The 18,862-nt window shown below is 61.9% G+C and carries 15 protein-coding genes; 3 read left to right on the forward strand and 12 right to left on the reverse strand.

What is annotated here, in order from left to right:
* Positions 1-162: 162 nt before the first annotated feature.
* The 12 genes from K3555_RS11435 to K3555_RS11490 form a co-directional block, all read right to left on the reverse strand.
* Positions 163-1,776, reverse strand: a complete 1,614-nt coding sequence (locus K3555_RS11435; protein WP_260005185.1) for an AMP-binding protein — start codon at positions 1,774-1,776, stop codon at positions 163-165.
* A 1-nt stretch (position 1,777) separates the two neighbouring features.
* Positions 1,778-2,938 carry an acyl-CoA dehydrogenase family protein gene (locus K3555_RS11440; protein WP_260005186.1) on the reverse strand — a complete coding sequence of 387 codons (1,161 nt, stop codon included), beginning with the start codon at positions 2,936-2,938 and terminating at the stop codon, positions 1,778-1,780.
* Positions 2,939-3,029: 91 nt separating this feature from the next.
* Entirely contained in the window at positions 3,030-3,836 is an 807-nt protein-coding gene (locus K3555_RS11445; protein WP_260005188.1) for an enoyl-CoA hydratase family protein, read from the reverse strand.
* On the reverse strand, positions 3,833-4,285 hold the full coding sequence (locus tag K3555_RS11450) for a MarR family winged helix-turn-helix transcriptional regulator (RefSeq protein ID WP_259985037.1): 453 nt from the start codon (positions 4,283-4,285) through the stop codon (positions 3,833-3,835). The genes K3555_RS11445 and K3555_RS11450 overlap by 4 nt, the downstream gene beginning before the upstream one ends.
* On the reverse strand, positions 4,282-5,007 hold the full coding sequence (locus K3555_RS11455) for an SDR family NAD(P)-dependent oxidoreductase (RefSeq protein ID WP_260005189.1): 726 nt from the start codon (positions 5,005-5,007) through the stop codon (positions 4,282-4,284). Before K3555_RS11455 ends, K3555_RS11450 begins: the two co-directional genes overlap by 4 nt.
* Positions 5,004-7,298, reverse strand: coding sequence for a bifunctional salicylyl-CoA 5-hydroxylase/oxidoreductase (locus K3555_RS11460; protein WP_260005195.1), 2,295 nt, complete (start codon positions 7,296-7,298; stop codon positions 5,004-5,006). The genes K3555_RS11455 and K3555_RS11460 overlap by 4 nt, the downstream gene beginning before the upstream one ends.
* A 176-nt stretch (positions 7,299-7,474) precedes the next feature.
* Positions 7,475-9,715: a phosphoenolpyruvate--protein phosphotransferase gene (gene ptsP, locus K3555_RS11465; protein WP_259985043.1), complete on the reverse strand. Its 2,241-nt coding sequence runs from the start codon at positions 9,713-9,715 to the stop codon at positions 7,475-7,477.
* 271 nt (positions 9,716-9,986) lie between these two features.
* Entirely contained in the window at positions 9,987-11,225 is a 1,239-nt protein-coding gene (locus tag K3555_RS11470; protein WP_129370346.1) for an aspartate kinase, read from the reverse strand.
* A 179-nt stretch (positions 11,226-11,404) separates the two neighbouring features.
* Complete coding sequence (locus K3555_RS11475; protein ID WP_259985047.1) at positions 11,405-12,853, reverse strand: TrkH family potassium uptake protein; 1,449 nt, start codon at positions 12,851-12,853, stop codon at positions 11,405-11,407.
* 47 nt (positions 12,854-12,900) lie between these two features.
* Positions 12,901-13,692, reverse strand: a complete 792-nt coding sequence (locus K3555_RS11480; protein ID WP_260005197.1) for a hypothetical protein — start codon at positions 13,690-13,692, stop codon at positions 12,901-12,903.
* A 290-nt stretch (positions 13,693-13,982) separates the two neighbouring features.
* Positions 13,983-15,086, reverse strand: coding sequence for a GTP cyclohydrolase FolE2 (gene folE2, locus K3555_RS11485; protein WP_259993772.1), 1,104 nt, complete (start codon positions 15,084-15,086; stop codon positions 13,983-13,985).
* 110 nt (positions 15,087-15,196) lie between these two features.
* A complete protein-coding gene (locus tag K3555_RS11490; RefSeq protein WP_260005198.1) occupies positions 15,197-16,051 on the reverse strand; it encodes a LysR family transcriptional regulator in 855 nt (284 codons plus the stop codon).
* A gap of 109 nt (positions 16,052-16,160) precedes the next feature.
* Here K3555_RS11490 and K3555_RS11495 point away from each other — a divergent pair, with 109 nt between their 5' ends.
* From K3555_RS11495 to K3555_RS24985, 3 genes are all read left to right on the forward strand, one after another.
* Positions 16,161-16,949 carry a 2OG-Fe(II) oxygenase gene (locus tag K3555_RS11495; RefSeq protein ID WP_260005199.1) on the forward strand — a complete coding sequence of 263 codons (789 nt, stop codon included), beginning with the start codon at positions 16,161-16,163 and terminating at the stop codon, positions 16,947-16,949.
* Positions 16,946-18,196 carry a Xaa-Pro peptidase family protein gene (locus tag K3555_RS11500; RefSeq protein WP_260005200.1) on the forward strand — a complete coding sequence of 417 codons (1,251 nt, stop codon included), beginning with the start codon at positions 16,946-16,948 and terminating at the stop codon, positions 18,194-18,196. The genes K3555_RS11495 and K3555_RS11500 overlap by 4 nt, the downstream gene beginning before the upstream one ends.
* 388 nt (positions 18,197-18,584) lie before the next feature.
* On the forward strand, positions 18,585-18,776 hold the full coding sequence (locus tag K3555_RS24985) for a transposase (RefSeq protein ID WP_409201694.1): 192 nt from the start codon (positions 18,585-18,587) through the stop codon (positions 18,774-18,776).
* Positions 18,777-18,862 lie beyond the last annotated feature (86 nt).

Raw genomic sequence — 18,862 nt, forward strand, 5'->3', positions numbered from 1 at the left:
TTCACGTTTCGGCCTTGCTTCGTTCCATCTGATTTCTTGCCTCTTGAGCGCGCTTCGCGAGCTCCCTTTGCCGGATCGGCCCACCGTACTTTTTCAGCATCTCGACGCCTGACGGCTGCATGGCAGCCGTCGGCAGGATAAGCACTGGGAAATCCCTGGAAGCTAGGCTTTCAGCCTGAACCGCTGGATTTTTCCGGTCTCGGTCTTAGGCAGTGCCGAGGTAAACACCAATGAACGCGGATACTTGTAAGGCGCTATTTCCGCCTTCACGTAATCCTGCAGCAGCTTGACCATTTCATCCGACGGCGCCAGCTCATCGGCCAGCACCACATGCGCCTGCACAATCTCGCCCCGCGCCTCATCCGGGACGCCGATCACCGCGCATTCCACCACCGCTTCATGCGCCAGCAGGGCCGCCTCTACCTCAGGTCCTGCAATGTTGTACCCGGAGGAGACGATCATGTCATCGTTGCGGGCGGCAAAGTGCAGATACCCGGCGTCATCCCGGATAAAACTGTCGCCGGTGATGTTCCAGCCGTCTTGCACGTACCCAGCCTGCCGGTCATCGGCCAGGTAACGGCACCCTGTGGGTCCCCTGACGGCCAGCCGCCCGATCTCGCCGCGCGGGGCCTCGTTGCCGCTCTTATCCAGCACCCTCACCTGATAGCCGCCCACAGGCTTGCCAGTGCAAGCGGGCCGGTGGTCGCTGAACCGGTTGGTGATGAAGATATGCAGCATCTCTGTCGCCCCGATCCCGTCCAGCATCGGCTTGCCGGTTTTCTGCATCCACTCGTCATAAACCGGTGCGGGCAGGGTCTCCCCGGCCGACACTGCCGCCCGCAGCGACGACAGATCCGCCCCCTCCTCCATCGCCCGCAGCATCACGCGGTAAGCAGTCGGCGCGGTGAAGCAAACCGTCGCCTTGTATTTCTCAATGATCTCAATGAGGTTCGGTGGCGAGGCATTTTCCAAGAGCGTCGCCGCAGCACCAAAGCGCAAAGGGAAGATCGCCAGCCCGCCCAGGCCGAATGTGAAAGCCAGCGGCGGCGAGCCGACGAACACATCCTCCGGCTGCACATCCAACACTTCGCGGGCATAGCCGTCAGCGATGATCAGCAAATCACGGTGGAAATGCATGGTTGCCTTGGGTGCGCCGGTGGTGCCCGAAGTGAAGCCCAGCAGGGCCACGTCATCACGCCCCGTTTGCACCGCCTCATAGGCCACGGGTTTTTCCAGTGCCAGCCGGTCCAGTTCAGCATCGTGATTGGACGTGCCGTCAAAGCCGACAACCGTTTTCAGGAATTCTGAATCCTTGGCGCAGGCGACCAGCTCGTCCTTCAGCCTTGTGTCGCACAGCGCATGGGACACCTCGGCCTTATCGACGATCTTGGCCAGCTCCCCCTTGCGCAGCATCGGCATGGTGTTGACCACCACCGCGCCCGCCTTGGTCGCCGCCAGCCAGCAGGCCACCATCGCCGGGTTGTTGGCCGAGCGGATCAGCACCCGGTTGCCGGGCTGCACCCCCAGATCCTCGCTCAGCACATGCGCCAGCCGGTTGGTCCAGTCCGCCAGTTCCTTGTAGGTGCGGTAGCGCCCGTTGCCGATCAGCGCAGTGCGGTCGCCGAACCCCTTTTCAACCATCGCATCGGTCAGCTCGACCGCGGCATTCAGGTGTTCCGGATAGTCAAACCCCTCCAGCAGAAACTCAGGCCATTGCTCCGCAGGCGGCAGGTTGTCCCGGGCAAAACTGTCTACATGCGCGGTTGGTCCCAACATATCACTCCCCTCCCTGAAAGGCACCCATCGCCTGGCGGGCGATCACCACCCGCTGCACGTCCGAGGCCCCCTCGTAGATCCGCAACGCCCGGATATCGCGGTACAGCTCCTCGACCTTCTGGCCCCGGCGCACGCCGTCTCCTCCATGCAGTTGCACTGCCTTGTCGATCACAGATTGCGCCTGATCAGTGGAAAACAACTTGGCCATCGCCGCCTCCCGCGTGACCCGCGCGGCCCCGGAATCCTTGGCCCAGGCGGCACGGTAAACCAGCAGCGCAGCGGCATCCACATCCAGAGCCATATCGGCAATGTGCCCCTGCACCATTTGCAGATCAAACAGCTGCGCGCCCTGCACCTGGCGCTGTGTCACCCGCGCCAGCGATTCATCTAGTGCGCGGCGGGCAAACCCCAGCGCCGCCGCCGCCACGGTGGAACGGAACACATCCAGCACCGACATCGCAATCTTAAAGCCAGCACCCGGCTGGCCAAGCAAAGCCGATTTCGGAATCCGGCAGCCGCTGAACCGCAAGGCTGCCAGCGGATGCGGCGCGATGGTTTCCAGCCGCTCCGCCACCTCGAACCCAGGCAAGCCCGCCGGCACGACAAAGGCACTCAGCCCCTTCGCCCCCGGCGCCTCGCCGGTGCGGGCAAACAGCGTGTAGATATCGGCAATCCCGCCGTTGGAGATCCAGGTCTTTTCACCGTTCAAAACGTAATGATCGCCATCCAGCGTCGCCGTCATGGTGGAATTGGCCACATCCGACCCCGACTGCGGCTCAGTCAGCGCAAAGGCCGATATCGCCCTGCCCGCCCGCGTCAGCGGCAGCCACTCCTGCTGCTGCGCTTCGGTCCCGAACAACGAGATCGCGCCGGTCCCCAGCCCCTGCATGGCAAAGGCGAAATCCGCCAGCCCGTCATGGCGCGCCAGCGTCTCGCGGATCAGGCACAGGCTGCGCACGTCCAATTTCCCGCCGGCCATCGCACCGGAATGCTGCGTCCAGCCACCCGCACCCAAAGCTGCGACCAGCGCCCGGCAGGCCGCATCCGTGTCCGAATGATCAATACCCTCCAGATGCGCTCCGGCCCAGGCCTCCAGCTCCTCCGCCAGCGCCTGGTGCCGGTCCTCAAAGAACGGCCAGTTCAAAAACGACTTGTCCGCCATGGCGCGGCTCTCCCTGTTTCACCTTTGTCCAAATACTCCCGCCGGAGGCTCCCGTACCCTCCTCCGGCACGCGGCCTGCGGCTCAAGCGGCTCAGTCGCCCTCGAACACCGGTTTTTCTTTATTCACAAAAGCATGGAACGCACGCTCGAAATCCGCCGTCTGCATGCAGATCGCCTGCGCCTGCGCTTCAGCCTCAATCGCCTGTTCGATCGACATCGACCATTCCTGCGCCAGCATGGTCTTGGTCATCATGTGGCCAAAGTTCGGGCCTGCTGCGATCCGCGCCGCCCAGGTTTGTGCCTCCGCCTCCAGAGCGTCCGGCGCCACCAGCTTGTTATGAAATCCCCAGGCGTGCCCCTCTTCGGCATTCATCGACCGCCCGGTGTACAGCAGCTCCGCCGCCCGCCCCTGGCCTATAATCCGCGGCAGGATCGCACAGGCGCCCATATCGCAGCCTGCAAGCCCGACACGGGTGAACAGAAACGCAGTTTTGGCCTCCGGCGTGGCAATCCGGATGTCCGAGGCCATGGCGATAATTGCCCCTGCGCCAACGCAAACCCCGTCAATCGCCGCAATCACCGGCTTGCCGCAGGTCACAATTGCCTTGACCAGATCGCCGGTCATCCGGGTGAAGGCCAACAGCTCCTTCATGCTCATCTTCGTCAGCGGCCCGATAATGTCATGCACATCGCCGCCCGAGCAGAAATTGCCGCCATTGGAGGCAAAAACCACCGCCTTGACGCTATCGTCATAGTGCAGATCCCGGAACCAGTTGCGCAGCTCTGCGTAACTGTCGAATGTCAGCGGGTTCTTCCGCTCGGGCCGGTCCAGCGAGACTGTGGCAACGCCATCCTCGATCCGGCACAGAAAGTGCCGCGGGTCCGTGTTCACCTTCATGCCTTGCCTCCCTCGTCCAGCCGCCGTGCCACCGCGTCCAGGCTTTCGGCAATTGCTTGCGCCTCATCCGTTGCAAGCCCGTCAAAGGCCGCATTGATCCAACCCTCATGCGCCTCTGCCTGACGCGAGAACTCAGTCTGGCCCGCCGCCGTCAGCCGCACAAGATTGGCGCGCCGGTCGCCCTCGACCTTCTCGCGCTGCACATGGCCGTCCTCGACCAGACGTTCAACGATTCCGGTCACGTTGCCGTTCGACACTTTCAGAACACCTGACAACTCACTCATTTTCAGCCCTTTTTCATGCTGCATCAGCGCCGCCATCACATCAAACCGCGGCAGCGTGGTTGCGAAGTCCCGCCGCAGGTTTTCGCGCACCTCGCTCTCCACCGCCTTGGTGGCCTTCAGCACCTTCAGCCACAGCCGCAGCCGGTCTTTTGACGTTGTGCTCAAATCTCGCCTCCCGAAACGCTCATCGCGTGCCCGTTAATTGACGACGCGTCATCTGACGCCAGGAACACCGCCGTTGCCGCCACTTCCTCCGGCGCTATCAGCCGCTGCATCGGGTTGCCGCCAACCACCATCTTAAGCGCCTTCTCCCGCGGAATGTCATGCCGGGCCATCAGCCCTGTGATTGCGCTCTCCGCCATTTCGGTATCAACAAACCCCGGGCAGATCGCATTGCAAGTGATGCCGCGCTTGGCCACGCTCTGCGCGACCGAGCGCACCAGTCCCAGCACCCCGTGTTTCGAGGCCGCATAGGCCGGGATATGCGCCCCGCCCTGCAAGGACGCGGTCGAGGCAATGGCAATCAGCCGCCCGCCCGGTTTCATGCCAGCCCGCAGCGCCGCCCGGAAGGTCAGGAATGTGCCGGTCATGTTCACCGTCAGGGTGTGCTGCCAGTCTGCCAGTTCAACATCCTCGATCCGCGCGGCGATCCCGGTGCCCGCATTTGCCACAACCACGTCGTAAGCTGTGTCAAACAGTGTCTCGACCTGGGCCTCATCCGTGACGTCAGCAGGTCTGATTTCCAGATCCGTACCCATCGCTGCCTGCTCCAGCGCGTCGCGCCGCCGCCCCGAAATTGTCACCTGACAATTCTGGGCTGCAAAGGCCTGTGCAATTGCCTTGCCGATGCCGGTGCCGCCGCCTGTTACCAATACCCTGCGTGTCATGCCCGGATCACCTCCGCGTCACGGTCGGCCAGCCGCCAGGCCTGATCCCGGCCCGCCTGATACGGCAGCGGCCAGTCCCCGTGCCGGTCGCCGATCCGCGCCGCCTCGTGCAGGGTCCAATAGGGATCGGCCAGATGCGGCCGGCCCACGCAGACCAGATCGGCCCGCCCCGCCATCAGGATCGAATTGGCATGGTCCGCCTCATAGATATTGCCGACCGCCATGGTGGCAATCCCGGCCTCGTTGCGGATGCGGTCGGAAAACGGCGTCTGGAACATCCGGCCATAGACCGGCTGTGCATTGGTCGAGGTCTGCCCGGCGGAGACATCAATGATATCCGCACCCGCCGCGGTGAACGCCTTGGCGATCTCCACCGCCTCCTCCGGCGTCACGCCTTCGTCGCCCACCCAATCATTGGCGGAGATCCGGACCGACATCGGTTTGCCTTCCGGCCAGACCGCACGCATCGCCCGGAACACCTCCAGCGGATAGCGCAGGCGGTTTGCCAGGCTTCCGCCGTACTCATCCGTCCGAATGTTCGATTTTGGCGATATGAACGAGGAAATAAGGTATCCATGCGCCGCATGAAGTTCGATCATGTCAAACCCTGCGCGCTCTGCCATCTGCGCCGATGCAACGAATTCCTCCCGGATTTGATCCATTTCCGCCCGCGTGATCTCCCGCGGTGCCGGGTTGTTTTCCGACCACGGAATGGGCGAGGCCGAAACCGTTTCCCAGTTTCCTTCCGGCAGCGGCGCGTCCATTTCCTCCCACCCTAGCTGGGTGGAGCCCTTGCGCCCAGAATGGCCGATCTGACAGCAGATCTTCGCGCCGGTCTCAGCATGCACAAAATCCGTCAGCCGTCTCCACGCCGCCTCATGCTCCGGCGCATACAGCCCCGGACAGCCCAGCGAAATCCGGCCCTCAGCTGATACACAGGTCATTTCGGTATAGACCAGCCCGGCGCCGCCCTTGGCGCGCTCGCCGTAATGGATCAGGTGCCAGTCCGCCGGGCAGCCCTCCACCGCCTTGTACTGCGCCATGGGCGAAACCACGATGCGGTTCTGCAGTTCCATCCCGCGCAAGCGGTAGGGGGCAAACATCGGCGGCCGCACCGGTGCATCAGCGGGCGCACCGGCCTTGTCCTGGAACCATTTCTCGGCGCTTTGCAGCCAGTCCGCATCGCGCAGCCGCAGGTTCTCGTGGGAAATCCGCTGCGAACGGGTCAGCAGCGAGTAATTGAACTGCACCGGATCCATATCCAGATAGCGCTCGACCTCTTCAAACCACTCCAAGGAGTTGCGTGCAGCTGATTGCAGCCGCAGCACATCCAGCCGCCGCTCCTCCTGATAGCGCTCAAAGGCGCGTTCCAGCGTCGGTTCGGTGCTCACCAGCTCAGCCAGTGCAATCGCGCTGTCAAAGGCCAGCCGCGATCCCGACCCGATGGAGAAATGCGCGGTGGCCGAGGCATCGCCAAGCAGCACGACATTCTCGTGGTGCCACTTTTCGCACAGCACCCGCGGGAAGTTGATCCACACCGCCGCCCCCCGCAAATGCGCCGCGTTCGACATCAGCCGCTGCCCGCCCAGATGATCCGCAAAGATCTCCTCGCAGGTGCGGACGGTCTCCTCCTTGCTCATGCCCTCAAAACCCCAGGCCTCCCAGGTCTCAGCTGAACATTCGACAATCACCGTCGCAGTGTCCGCGTCAAACTGGTACGCATGGATCCACATCCAGCCGTGTTTGGTCTTCTCAAAAATGAAGGTGAAAGCATCGTCGAATTTCTGATGGGTGCCCAGCCAGATGAACTTGCAGGGGCGCACGTCGATTTCCGGTTTAAAATGCTCCGCGAACTCATTGCGGACATTGGAATTCAGCCCGTCGCAGCCGACCACAAGATCATAGTCTGCTTGATATTCCGCAGCGGATTTGGCGATGGTTTCGAATTGCAGGTCAACGCCCAGTTCGCGCGCCCGGTCCTGCAGCAGCAGCAGCATCTGCCTGCGGCCTATTCCGGCAAACCCATGCCCGCCTGACACCGTGCGGGTGCCGTTATGCACCACCGCGATATCGTCCCAATAGGCAAAGCTTTCGCGGATCGCCTCGGCACTCTGCGGGTCATTGGCGCTGAGATTCTCCAGCGCGTCATCCGACAGCACCACGCCCCAGCCAAAGGTATCATCAGGCTTGTTACGCTCAATCACCGTGACCTGTGCCTCGGGCTGGCGCAGCTTCATCGAGATCGCAAAGTAGAGGCCCGCAGGCCCTCCTCCCAAACAGGCGACTTTCATGATCATCCTTTCCCGCTCAGCGCACATCCTTGCAGATCAGGATAGGCAGGCGCGAGAAAACTTCAAGCATAAAGTTTTAAGCTTGAAGTAAACGGATGCAAAGCTTTGGCGCAGCCCCTGCCGGGTCTGCTCAACTTTCCAATGAAATCATCAGCCAGCCCCAGGCGCGGCGCCCGTCAAAGCTCCCGCAGGTATTTCATCACTGCCGGGCGCACCGCCTGGTCGCCGCGATGGCGTGCATCCGCGATGATCTTGCGCAGCTCGCCCAGATCGACCCGCAGCAGCAGTGACTTGACCGGCCCGATAGAGGCCGGGCGCATCGACAGCGTGCGAATGCCCATGGCGGCCAGGCACACGGCCTCGACCGGGCGGCCCGCGTCCTCGCCGCAAAAGCTGAGCGGCGTGCCAGAGATCGCGCAGCGTTCCACGATGCGCTCGATGAAGCTCAGGAAGCTCACATTCAGCGTATCATAGCGTTTACGCACCCGCTCATTCTCGCGGTCGGCGGCAAAGAAGAACTGCTTCAGGTCATTGCCGCCGATCGAGATAAAGGCCACCTCGTCAAAGAACTTCTGCGGCGCATAGGCCAGCGAGGGTGTTTCCAGCATCGCGCCGATCTCCAGCTCAGCCGGCAGCACGTGGCCCAGAATGCGCTCGCGTTCGATGGTCTTGTCCACCTCGGCCTTGGCTGCGCGGTATTCCTCGAACTGGGCGACAAAGGGAAACATGATCGACAGCGGCCGCCCTTCGGCCGAGCGCAGCAGCGCCTGCAACTGCATCCGCATGATGCCGGGCTTGTCCAGCCCCACCCGGATCGCCCGCCAGCCCAGCGCAGGGTTCGGCTCATCCGTCGGTTTCATATAGGGCAGAACCTTGTCGGAACCGATGTCCAAAGTGCGGAAAATCACTGGTTTGCCATGGGCTGCATCCAGCACCCGCTTGTACAAAGCAACCAGCTCCGAACGCTTTGGCATCTGATTGCGCACGAGGAATTGCAATTCCGTGCGAAACAGCCCCACACCTTCAGCACCAGAGCTATCCAATGACGGCAGGTCCGCCATCAGGCCGGCATTCATCACCATATTGATGCGTTGGCCGTCGGTGGTCACCGCCGCCTTGCTGCGGATCGAGGCATAGCGTTCCTGCGCCTTGGTATGCATCGCGATCTTGTCGCGGAAGGCGCCGACAACCGTGTCATCGGGCCGCAGATGCACCACGCCCTGATCGCCATCCACCATGATGTGGTCGCCGTTCAGCGCCTCGGTGGTGATCCGTTTGGCATTCACCACCAGCGGAATGGCCAGCGCCCGCGCGACAATAGCGGCGTGGGATCCGACCGAGCCTTCCTCCAGCACGATGCCCCGCAGGCCGCGGCCATACTCCAGCAGATCCCCCGGACCTATGTTGCGGGCGATCAGGATAGGGTTGTCCGGCAGCTCGGCACCGGTGTCTGCCCCCTGCCCGGTCAGAATCCGCAGCAGACGGTTTGAGAGATCATCCAGGTCGCTCAGCCGTTCGCGCAAGTAAGCGTCCTGCACCTGGCCCATCCGGGCGCGGGCCTGGGATTGCTCCTTTTCCACCGCGGCTTCGGCGCTCAGGCCTCGGGCGATATCCTCTTCCATCCGCCGCATCCAGCCTTTGGAATTGGCAAACATACGGTAGGCTTCAAGAACCTGCAGCTGGTCTTTGTCGCCATTGCGGGAGACTTCCAGCATCTTGTCAACGCCGACCCGCAGTTCCTCGACCGCGCTGTTCATCCGCTCCAGCTCCCGCTGGGGATCATCGGCAATCGGATTGGTCACAATCACCCGCGGCTCATGCAGCCACACATTGCCCTCTGCCGCGCCTTCCTGGGCCGAGGTACCGTGGATCAGAACCGGCTGCTTGTGCAGTGGCGACAGGGCCGCGCCTTCGCCGACAAAGGCGCCCAGCTCGGTCATCTCCGCGATGACCATCGCCACCACTTCCAGCGCATAGACCGCATCGGCTGAAAACTCGCGCCCCTCCTTGGACTGGACCACCAAGACGCCAAGCATCTCGCCCAGCCGCTGCACCGGCACCCCGAGGAAGGAGGAAAACCGCTCCTCCCCGGTTTCCGGCATATAGCGGAATCCCTTGGCATTTGGCGCATCCGGCGTGTTCACCACCTTGCCGTATCTTGCCACCCGGCCCACCAGGCCCTCGCCGATGCGCATCCGGGTCTGGTGCACAGATTCGGTGTTCAAGCCTTCGGTTGCACACAGCTCCAGCGTCTCGTCATCGCGGAACAGATAGACCGAGCACACCTCGGTCCCCATGCTGTCGGCGATCAGATGAGTGATCTTGTCGAGCCGCGCCTGACCGGCATCGTCACCCGCCATCGCCTCGCGCAGGCGAACCAGAAGCTTCCTGCTTTCGGATTCCGTTGTATCAGCCATTGCCACCCTCTCCCGAGGTCACTTCCCCGCACGCTGCCGCTCTGATTGGTTCACCAGAACAAATACCACTCAAAGCAGTATCCCAGCGTTCTCTCCTCCCCCCACTTGTCCCATTCCAGCAGAAAAAGTCCAAGTGTTTTTGCAGCATTGCCCGCAATCAGAGCAGCCTGACACGGCATTGCGCAAAATACCGCCAGCCACAGGCCAGACACAACAAAGGCGCCGGATCGGCGCCTTTGCAATTTACAGAAAATAGTTTTCCGGCCCGCGCTTAGCCGGCTTTTTCCAGCTCAAACGCGTCATGCAGCGCCTGTACGGCCAGCTCCATGTATTTGCGGTCGATCAGCACCGAGATCTTGATTTCCGAGGTTGTGATCACCTTGATGTTGACGCCCTCATCCGACAGCACCTTGAACATCTTGGCGGCCACGCCGGACTGCGAGCGCATGCCGATACCAACCACAGAAACCTTGGCCACATCCTTGTCGGCCAAGAGTTCAGCATAGTTCAGCTCGCCCTTTTCCTTGATGGCCAGCAGCGCCTGTTCGGCACGTGCAACCTGGTCAGTCGGGCAGGAGAAGGTCATATCGGTGCGGCCCTCGTCCGAGATATCCTGCACAATCATGTCTACATTCACACCCGCATCACTGAGGGTGGTGAAAATGGTTGCCGCGATGCCGGGGCGGTCGGCCACCGATTGCACGGTCAGCTTGGCCTCGTCACGGGAATAGGCCACACCGGCCACAACATTGGATTCCATGATTTCCTCCTCGGCGCAGACCAGGGTACCGGCCTCGTCAGTTTGTTCCTCAAAGCTCGACAGCACGCGCAGCTTAACCTTATAGCGCATCGCCAGTTCAACCGAGCGGGTCTGCAGCACCTTGGCGCCCAGCGACGCCAGCTCCAGCATTTCCTCAAACGCAATCTTGTCCAGCTTGCGCGCCTTGTCGCAAATCCGCGGGTCGGTGGTATAAACGCCGTCCACGTCGGTATAAATATCGCAGCGCTCGGCCTCAAACGCCGCCGCAAAGGCCACCGCGGTAGTGTCCGAACCGCCCCGGCCCAGCGTGGTGATGCGGCCTTCAGGGCTGATGCCCTGGAAACCGGCCACAACCGCCACTTTCATGCCTTCATCAAACTTGGCGCGGATGTTTTCCGGCGGGATCTCTTCGATCCGCGCCTGGCTATGCGCCGAGGTGGTCAAAAGCGGCACTTGCCAGCCCTGCCAGCTGCGGGCGGGAACATCCATTTCCTGCAGCGTCAGCGCCATCAGGCCAGCGGTCACATTCTCGCCCGAAGACACAATCGCATCATATTCGCGCGCATCATACAGCGGCGAGGTCTCATCAACCCAGCCGACCAGTTCGTTGGTCTTGCCGGACATCGCCGACACGATGACGATCACGTCATAGCCCTTGGCCACCTCAACACCGACGCGTTTGGCAGCGCGGCGGATGCGGTCCAGGTTGGCGACGGACGTGCCGCCGAATTTCATCACAAGTACGGGCATATGGAGCGGGTCTCCCTGCGCTTGCGGGTTTCAGTCCCGTGCCTCATATGCGAGCGGTCTCTTAAGGGCAAGAGCGGGCAGCCCCATCGGGCAAGGAAGCTGCGGTTCAGGCCGCCGTTTCAGCGCGGCAAACCGCCACAAGGTCCGGTTTGCGCAATTTCAGCCAATCCGCAGCAGGTTCAGCTGCGCCAGAAGCGGACAGTCAGCATCGCGTAGACCGCCATCAGCTCCAGCCGTCCGATCAGCATCGCCGCGCTCAGGATCCATTTTGCCGGATCATTAAGGGTGGAGAAATTCCCCGCAGGTCCGATGGTATCCCCCAGGCCGGGGCCGATATTGGCGACAGCTGTTGCCGCGCCGGACACAGCTGTCACAAAATCCAGCCCGGTCAGCGCCAGCGCCCAGGCCACAACCCCCAGCGTCACCACGAAAAACATAAAGAAGGATATCACCGAGCTAAGCACCTCGGCATCCACCGGGCGGCCCTCGTAGCGGGTGAAAAATACCCCATGCGGCGACCGGATGCGCTGGATCTGCGTTCTGACCGAGGCCAGCAGCAACTGGTAGCGGAAGATCTTGACGGAACAGGCGGTTGATCCCGCACAACCGCCGATCAGCCCGGTAAAGAAGAAGATCATCACCAGGAAGCTGCCCCATTGCATGTAGTCCGCACTGGCATAACCGGTGCCGGACATGATCGAGGTGATGTTGAACAGGGCCGAGCGCAGCGCCTGTTCACCGCTGTGCGGATTGGCGTAATACAGAACCCCGGCTGCCACAGCGACCAGAATGCCCAGCGTCATCATGAAGCCGCGGATCTGGCTGTCCCGCAGCATCGGCGTGCCATGGCCGTTGATCAGCTGCACATAACGCACAAACGGCAGCGCCGCGAGGATCATGAAAATCGCCGCCGCATATTCCACCGGCCCCGCAAAGGCCCCGAAAGAGGTGTCGTAATTGGCAAAACCGCCGGTGGCGATGGTGGTCATGGAATGCACCAGCGCATCAAACGGCCCCATGCCCATCACCATGTAGACCAGCATGCAGGCCATGGTCAGCGACACGTAGATCAACGAGATCTGCTTGGCGATCGCCTGCGCGCGGGGCAGGATTTTGCCAAAGGTGTCAAAGCTTTCCGATTTAAAGATCTGCATCCCGCCGACCCGCAGCTCGGGCAGGAACACCATCGCCACAACGATGATGCCGATACCGCCCAGCCATTGCAGGATGCCGCGCCACAACAGCAGTCCGCGCGGCAGGTCGTCCAGCCCCGAAATCACTGTTGATCCGGTGGTGGTCAACCCCGACATCGCCTCGAAAAACGCATCAACAAACCGCAGCTCGGTTGCCCCCAGCATCAGCGGAATCGCCCCGAACAGCGGCAGCGCCAGCCATACGGTGGTGGTCAGCAAAAAGGTCTGGCGGATGCTCAGCCCCTCCTTCACGCCATTGGCGCAGCTTAAGGCCAGCAACCCGCCGACGAGAATGGTGAAGAGCGCACTTTCAAGAAACACATGCCATTCGCCACGGCCATCCAACAGATCGACCAGCAGCGGGAACAGCATCATGGCTCCCAAGATGACGACCAAAAGGCCGATGACATATCCTACCGGGCGGAGATCCAACATGCGGGGCAGCGTTGGACCTGCGCACGGTAAGTGTCAAGCCTGCGCCGCTATTCCTTGCCCTCGCCGGCTTTTACAGCGTTGCGTGCGGGCATCTTGCGCGGTTTGGACGGCTTGCGCGGGCGTTTGCCTGGCGCCGCACTCTCTGATCGCGCCGGCTTAGCAGCAGGGGGCGCCGTTTCCGGTGCGGGCGTCTGCACAGCAAAGGACTTGGTCACTGCCGCCACTGCAGCGGACTGCGCAGGGTTCTGCTGCTTTTCAGGGCTGCCGCGGCGGGTAGCGGATCCGCGGAACACCGCAGATGGTTCGGAAACCGCTTCAGCGGCCGTTTTCCCTGTTGCGTGTGCCGTTGCCTGATTTGCCTTCGCCGCCACTGGTTCTGCAACTTCCGGCTTGGCAACTGCTGCCTCGGCCGGCACGGTTTTACCAACAGCTGCCTTTGCTGCAGCAGCCCGCACGGCCGGTTTTTGGTCCGCGGTCTTGCGCTCTGCCGGTTTTACGGCAACCGGATTCTTTTTGGCGGCAGGTTTTTCTGCCGCTTTCCTGGCAGGCGGTTGCGTGGCTTGCACTGCGGCCGCAACTGAAGTGTCTTCTTTCGCAGGCGTTGACGGTTGGGCGGTCTGCGGCAGTGCAGTTTCCGGCCTTGCCTGCAGCGGCACCGCGAAGCCGAGGATTTTCCGCTGCAACTCAAACATGGAATGCGCGGCCCGCATCTGCTCCAGCGGCGCCGTAATCGCCGCTTCGGTCATCTGCCGCCACAGCTTCAGCTGCGTGCCTGCCGTATAACCTGCCCATTCATGCGCCAGGGCTGAGAATGCGCCGTGCTGGTGAAAACTGCTCATCAGATACTCCTTACTTCATGCACTGTTTTTACCCTGCCTGTTGGTGTTGCGGCCGGGCAAAAAAGGAGAGGTGCGGCACCGGAGCAGATCCGGGCCTGCAGCATCGGCAACCGGGTGTAAGATCCCTGCCCCATGCACAACGGCTCCCCTGAACACCTGGAGAATCCTCCAGGCTACAGCCCGGAGTTTACCATGTTTCGCTGCACGGCAGCATAAAAAATGCGGCGGCGCAGAAATTACGGGAGGTCAGCCGTATGCCTGCCTTCAAATCGGGCACGCCGCCCGGCAGGCTAGCCTTGATGGATCAGGGTCGAGAACAGTTTCGGATCCAGGCTCATCGCCTTGAACAGCGGACCCTGGGTCAGCACACTGACCGCGTCATGGCTGTGCAGGCTTTCCTGATGGCTGGCCACCACCCGGAAATCACCGATTCGCGAATCGCCCTGCAGCGCCTCGCAAAACAAACGCGCCGCATCCTCGACAAAGATCGGGTTGGCAGCGTTCAGCTCGGCAAAGGCCTGTTCATCCTCGCGCTTGACCATCACCTGCGTCTCGGTCGGCACCGCCTGGCGGCACAGTTCGATCAGATCCTCGAACCACAGGCAGCCGCTCTCCGGCACCGACTGCAGCGAAATCCGCGCCACCGAGCGCTGCGAATGCGGCGTCGCCAGCTGGCCGCGCGACTGGCGGGCGTGCTCGGACAGTTCCAAGGAGCACGGGCAGGTCGAGGAATAGACATAATCCATATGCATGATCTTTTCGCGCACGCCGTCATGGTCCACCAATTCCAGCGCAAAATCGTAATACTGATAGCCGCTGAGACCGGACCGCAGGCTTTGAACCCGCGCAGGAAAGGAGAACCGCATCTGAATGCGCGCATCGGGGCTGTCCAGATCGCTCAGGTAATCATCCAGCGCCGCGGCCATCACCTCGAAACTGAAGGTGCGCTCGGCGTGTTTATAAAAGGTGCGCATGATCCGGGACATGTTGATGCCCTTCTTGCCGGCGTCCAAGCTGACGGTGCCGGTCACGCTGGTTTCCAGCGTCAGATCGCCGTCATCGCGGGTGTGGAACCGGATCGGCAGGCGGAAATTTGAAATCCCCACATGCTGGATCTGCTCCTGCGCGCCGCGGATCAGGCTGGTCGGCCCGTTCTGCAGATCGGGCAGCGTGGCGCGGTAAGCCTCGTCCGACGTGAAATCTTCGGGGTAGTGCCGCGACAGATCCGGGTAATTGCCCACCTCACGGCCGGGCAGCAGCCGCGCCACAGCAGGGTCCAGCTGGGCGATCTCGGTCTCGGTCACAGTGCCGGCCCAGGCCCGCAGCACATCCAGCGCGGCGGCAGCCGCCTCGCGGTCCGGCGCCTCTGCAGCATCGCGGTTGTGAATGTTCATCGGCGTTACCCCCAGTGATACGGCCCATATAGGGGCCGGCAGGCCACCCTCATATACTGTTAAGCGGCAGTTTTCAAAACGGATCCGCCAAATGCGGCAGAACCGGCGCCTTATCGGACGCCCAGCGCCCCCGCAAGCGCCCGCAATCGCCGTGAGCGCGACTTGTAATGCGCAGTCACCAGCACATAGGGGCGCGGCATCTCCAGCGCCGGACCGGCCAGCCGGTGCAGCCTGCCCGCGCGGATTTCACCGCTCACCACCTGCTCGGGCAGCAGTGCAATACCCAGTCCCGCCTGCACCAGCGGCACGACTGACGGCACCGATTGCGCAATCACTGCTGCCACTGGGTTTTTGCGGGTAATTCCGTGCTGCTTAATATACTGCCGCCAGCCGGGGACCGAGGAAATCGTCTCCCCCCAGCTCACCTCCACCAGCGGCGCTGTCCGCATATCCGCCCCCGGATCAATGCCAACCGGCACCAGGCGGTCGGTGAACATTTCCTGTGTCCGGTAATCCGGATGTTCGCCGCCATAAGACAGCCGGGCATCAATGCCCTCAGCCTCAAGATCGATACTGTCATCCTCGATCCGGAGACGTACAGGCACATCCGGGCGCACGCCCGAAAAGATCTTCAGCCGTTCCGGCAGCCACAGCTGCCCCAGTGCAGGCGTCGCCGAAATCACCAGCGGACGGTACCCGCGGCCCTCGGTCAGCGCTTGGGTGAAACTGGCGATCTCTGCCAGCGACATAGCGGCTTTCTGGTAATAATCGCGCCCCGCATCGGTCAGCCGCACCTGGTTCGCACGGCGGATGAACAGCTTCAGCCCCAGCCAGTCCTCAAGGTTTTTCACCTGCATCGACACCGCCGCCGAACTCACTCCCAGCTCCGCGCCCGCAGCCGAAAAACTCCCGGTCCGGGCGGCGCATTCAAAAGCGCGAAGAGCATTCAGCGGCGGCAGTTTCATGGCTGCACAGTGCAAGATTTTCTTATGCTCGCCAAGATATTTTATAGTGGTCAGATCCCCGTCCAGCGCGCAGGCTTTGTGTAAGCAAAAGAACCCCAAGGAACATCCTATGCACGATATTCTTGATCTGGAGCGTTACCCGCTCGACCGCCCCGGCAGCCCCGGCTGGCAGGCCATGGTGGACCGCTGCCGCGCAGAACTGGCGCAGGACGGCATGTTCAGCCTGGACGGGCTGATGAAGCCGGAAGTGGCCCAAGGCGCCGCAGATGCGCTGCAGGGCAAGTTTAAGACCGAAAGCTTCCACCACAAGCGCGAACACAACGTCTACTTCAAGGACACGGTGGACGGCCTGGCGCCGGACCATCCGGCGCTCAAAAAAGTTGAGACGTCCAATTTTACCCTCTGCGCCGATCAGTTCCAGGGATCGCCAGTGCTGCGTCTGTATGACTGGCCGCCCTTTGCCGCGTTCCTGGCTGCCACCATGGACAAAGAAAACCTCTATACTATGGACGACCCGCTGGCGCGGCTGAACATCATGTCCTATGGGGCCGATCAGGCGCTGAACTGGCATTTCGACCGGTCCGAGTTTACCACCACTATGCTGCTGCAAGCACCGGATGAGGGCGGTGAGTTCATCTACAGTCCCGAACTGCGCAGCGATGACGACCCGAATTATGAGGGCGTCGAGCGGCTGCTGGCGGGCGAAGATCCCAACATGCGCGCCATCACCCTGGCCCCCGGCACCCTCAACATCTTCCGCGGCAAAAACTCGCCCCACCGGGTGGGCACCGTCAAAGGGGCCAAGACGCGCGTAATCGCCGTCTTCACCTTCTACGAACGCCCCGGCGTGCGGTTCACCGACGCGGAAAACATTGGCTTTTACGGCCGTGCGTCGTGACCGAGTTGGCTGTTTTCAAGGACGAGCGCAAACGCGTCTTCCTCAATGCCGAAGGTGCGGACAAACCGCTGAAGTCCCCGCTGCCGCATTCGGTACTGGAACGCGCCCGCGCCTACCGCCTGCAGCAGCTGCGCGACGAGATGGCGCGTCAGGACGTGGCGGGGCTGCTGCTATATGATCCGGTCAACATCCGCTATGCCTTCGACTGTTCCAACATGTCGGTCTGGACCGCCCACAACCCGATCCGCTATGCGCTGATCCTGAACGGCGGCCCCGGCATCATGTTCGAATTCAAGGGCTGCGAGCATCTGAACAATGGCTTGCCCGGCATTGACGAGGTCAGGAACGCCATCGGCTGGATGTTCATGTGCGCCGGTGACAAGGCCGCGGACAGACTGTCCCCCTGGGCGGCGGAGATCGCAGATCTGATCGGGCAATACGGCGGCGGAAACCTGCGGCTGGGCGTCGACCGGATGGAGCCCGAGGGCGTGCATGCGCTGTCGGAACACGGCATTCAGGTGATCGACGGCGGTCAGATTACCGAGACCGCCCGCGCCATCAAATCGGCAGATGAGATCGAACTGATGCGCTGGACCATCCGCGTCTGCGAGGCCGGTATGGCGCGGATCTATGAGCATTCGGTGCCAGGTGTCACCGAACAGGAGCTGTGGGCGCATCTGCATTTCGAGAACGCGCGCTCGGGCGGCGAATGGCTGGAAACCAAGCTCCTCACCTGCGGGCCCAACACCAACCCCTGGTACAAGGAATGCTCATCCCGCGAATGCCGCGAGGGAGAGATGATCTCATTCGATACCGACATGATCGGCCCCTATGGATATTGTGCGGATCTCTCCCGCAGCTGGACCTGCGGCTATGTGCCGATGAATGATACTCAGAAACGTCTGTACACGGCGGCTCGGGAGCAGATCGATCACAACATGGCGCTGCTGCAGCCAGGGCTGAGTTTTGCCGAGTTCAACGCCCAGAGCTGGCAGATCCCGGACGCATATCAACCCTATCGTTACTCATTGGCAGCCCATGGCGTCGGCATGGCTGACGAATGGCCGGTGGTGCCGCTGCATGTGGACTTTGACGGCGCCCACGGCGGGCAGTTCGAGGAAAACATGGTGATCTGCATTGAAAGCCTGATCGGCGAGAAGGGATCCGAGTCGGTCAAGCTGGAAACCCAGGTGCTGGTCACCGCAGACCGGCCGGTGCGGCTCGACACGTTTCCCTGGGAGATGTGAAAAAAGCGGGGGCGCTGCCCCCTCTTGAGCCTGCGGCTCAATTCACCCCCGGGATTATGTGTTCGATATTGCCCTCAATCCAGCTTCTGTCAGATTGAAGGCGGCCGGTTTTCCGGCTGGCCATCCGGTAAACGGGTGGCGGGCGGCCCTGAAGCAGACCCAAAGTCAGTGGTTTTACGGTCGCAAATATCCCGCCACCCGCCGCGCCATATGTCCGGCCAAGATCATTCGGATTGAGTAGAATCGCCTGGAACACACGGCGGTCAAAACGGTGCACTTATCCTTACAACGGCATGTTCAATCCATGCCGCGCTGGAGGGAGGCGTTGGACAAACGGATTTCGGAGCCGGCCGCTGACACGCCCATGTTACGGCACAAGGCGGAACTGATGCTGCCTATCAAAGGCATTGGACCCAAAACCGCAGCCGCGTGTCTGGCGAATCTGCCGGAATTGAACTCTTTAACAAACGGCGAGGCCGCTGCTATCGTTGGCTTGGCACCATATGTGAAAGAGTCCGGAACGTATCAGGGCCCCCGCCATGTCTCGGGCGGGCGCAAGGACGTTCGGGCAAGCCTCTGAATGGCGGCGTTTTCAGCTCTGCGAAGCGACCTGCGGCTTCGGGGCAAGTTGAAGGTGCGGGGAAAACCATCGAAAGTCATCTTTAC

The organism is Leisingera sp. M527 (assembly GCF_025141525.1).
Taxonomy (GTDB): Bacteria; Pseudomonadota; Alphaproteobacteria; order Rhodobacterales; family Rhodobacteraceae; genus Leisingera.

Excerpts from the sequence above, each read along its gene's own strand:
- K3555_RS11435 (WP_260005185.1), bottom strand. The coding sequence starts at position 1,776 with ATGTTGGGACCAACCGCGCATGTAGACAGTTTTGCCCGGGACAACCTG.
- K3555_RS11440 (WP_260005186.1), bottom strand. The coding sequence starts at position 2,938 with ATGGCGGACAAGTCGTTTTTGAACTGGCCGTTCTTTGAGGACCGGCAC.
- K3555_RS11445 (WP_260005188.1), bottom strand. The coding sequence starts at position 3,836 with ATGAAGGTGAACACGGACCCGCGGCACTTTCTGTGCCGGATCGAGGAT.
- K3555_RS11455 (WP_260005189.1), bottom strand. The coding sequence starts at position 5,007 with ATGACACGCAGGGTATTGGTAACAGGCGGCGGCACCGGCATCGGCAAG.
- K3555_RS11460 (WP_260005195.1), bottom strand. The coding sequence starts at position 7,298 with ATGAAAGTCGCCTGTTTGGGAGGAGGGCCTGCGGGCCTCTACTTTGCG.
- ptsP (WP_259985043.1), bottom strand. The coding sequence starts at position 9,715 with ATGGCTGATACAACGGAATCCGAAAGCAGGAAGCTTCTGGTTCGCCTG.
- K3555_RS11470 (WP_129370346.1), bottom strand. The coding sequence starts at position 11,225 with ATGCCCGTACTTGTGATGAAATTCGGCGGCACGTCCGTCGCCAACCTG.
- K3555_RS11475 (WP_259985047.1), bottom strand. The coding sequence starts at position 12,853 with ATGTTGGATCTCCGCCCGGTAGGATATGTCATCGGCCTTTTGGTCGTC.
- K3555_RS11480 (WP_260005197.1), bottom strand. The coding sequence starts at position 13,692 with ATGAGCAGTTTTCACCAGCACGGCGCATTCTCAGCCCTGGCGCATGAA.
- folE2 (WP_259993772.1), bottom strand. The coding sequence starts at position 15,086 with ATGAACATTCACAACCGCGATGCTGCAGAGGCGCCGGACCGCGAGGCG.
- K3555_RS11490 (WP_260005198.1), bottom strand. The coding sequence starts at position 16,051 with ATGAAACTGCCGCCGCTGAATGCTCTTCGCGCTTTTGAATGCGCCGCC.
- K3555_RS11495 (WP_260005199.1), top strand. The coding sequence starts at position 16,161 with ATGCACGATATTCTTGATCTGGAGCGTTACCCGCTCGACCGCCCCGGC.
- K3555_RS24985 (WP_409201694.1), top strand. The coding sequence starts at position 18,585 with ATGCTGCCTATCAAAGGCATTGGACCCAAAACCGCAGCCGCGTGTCTG.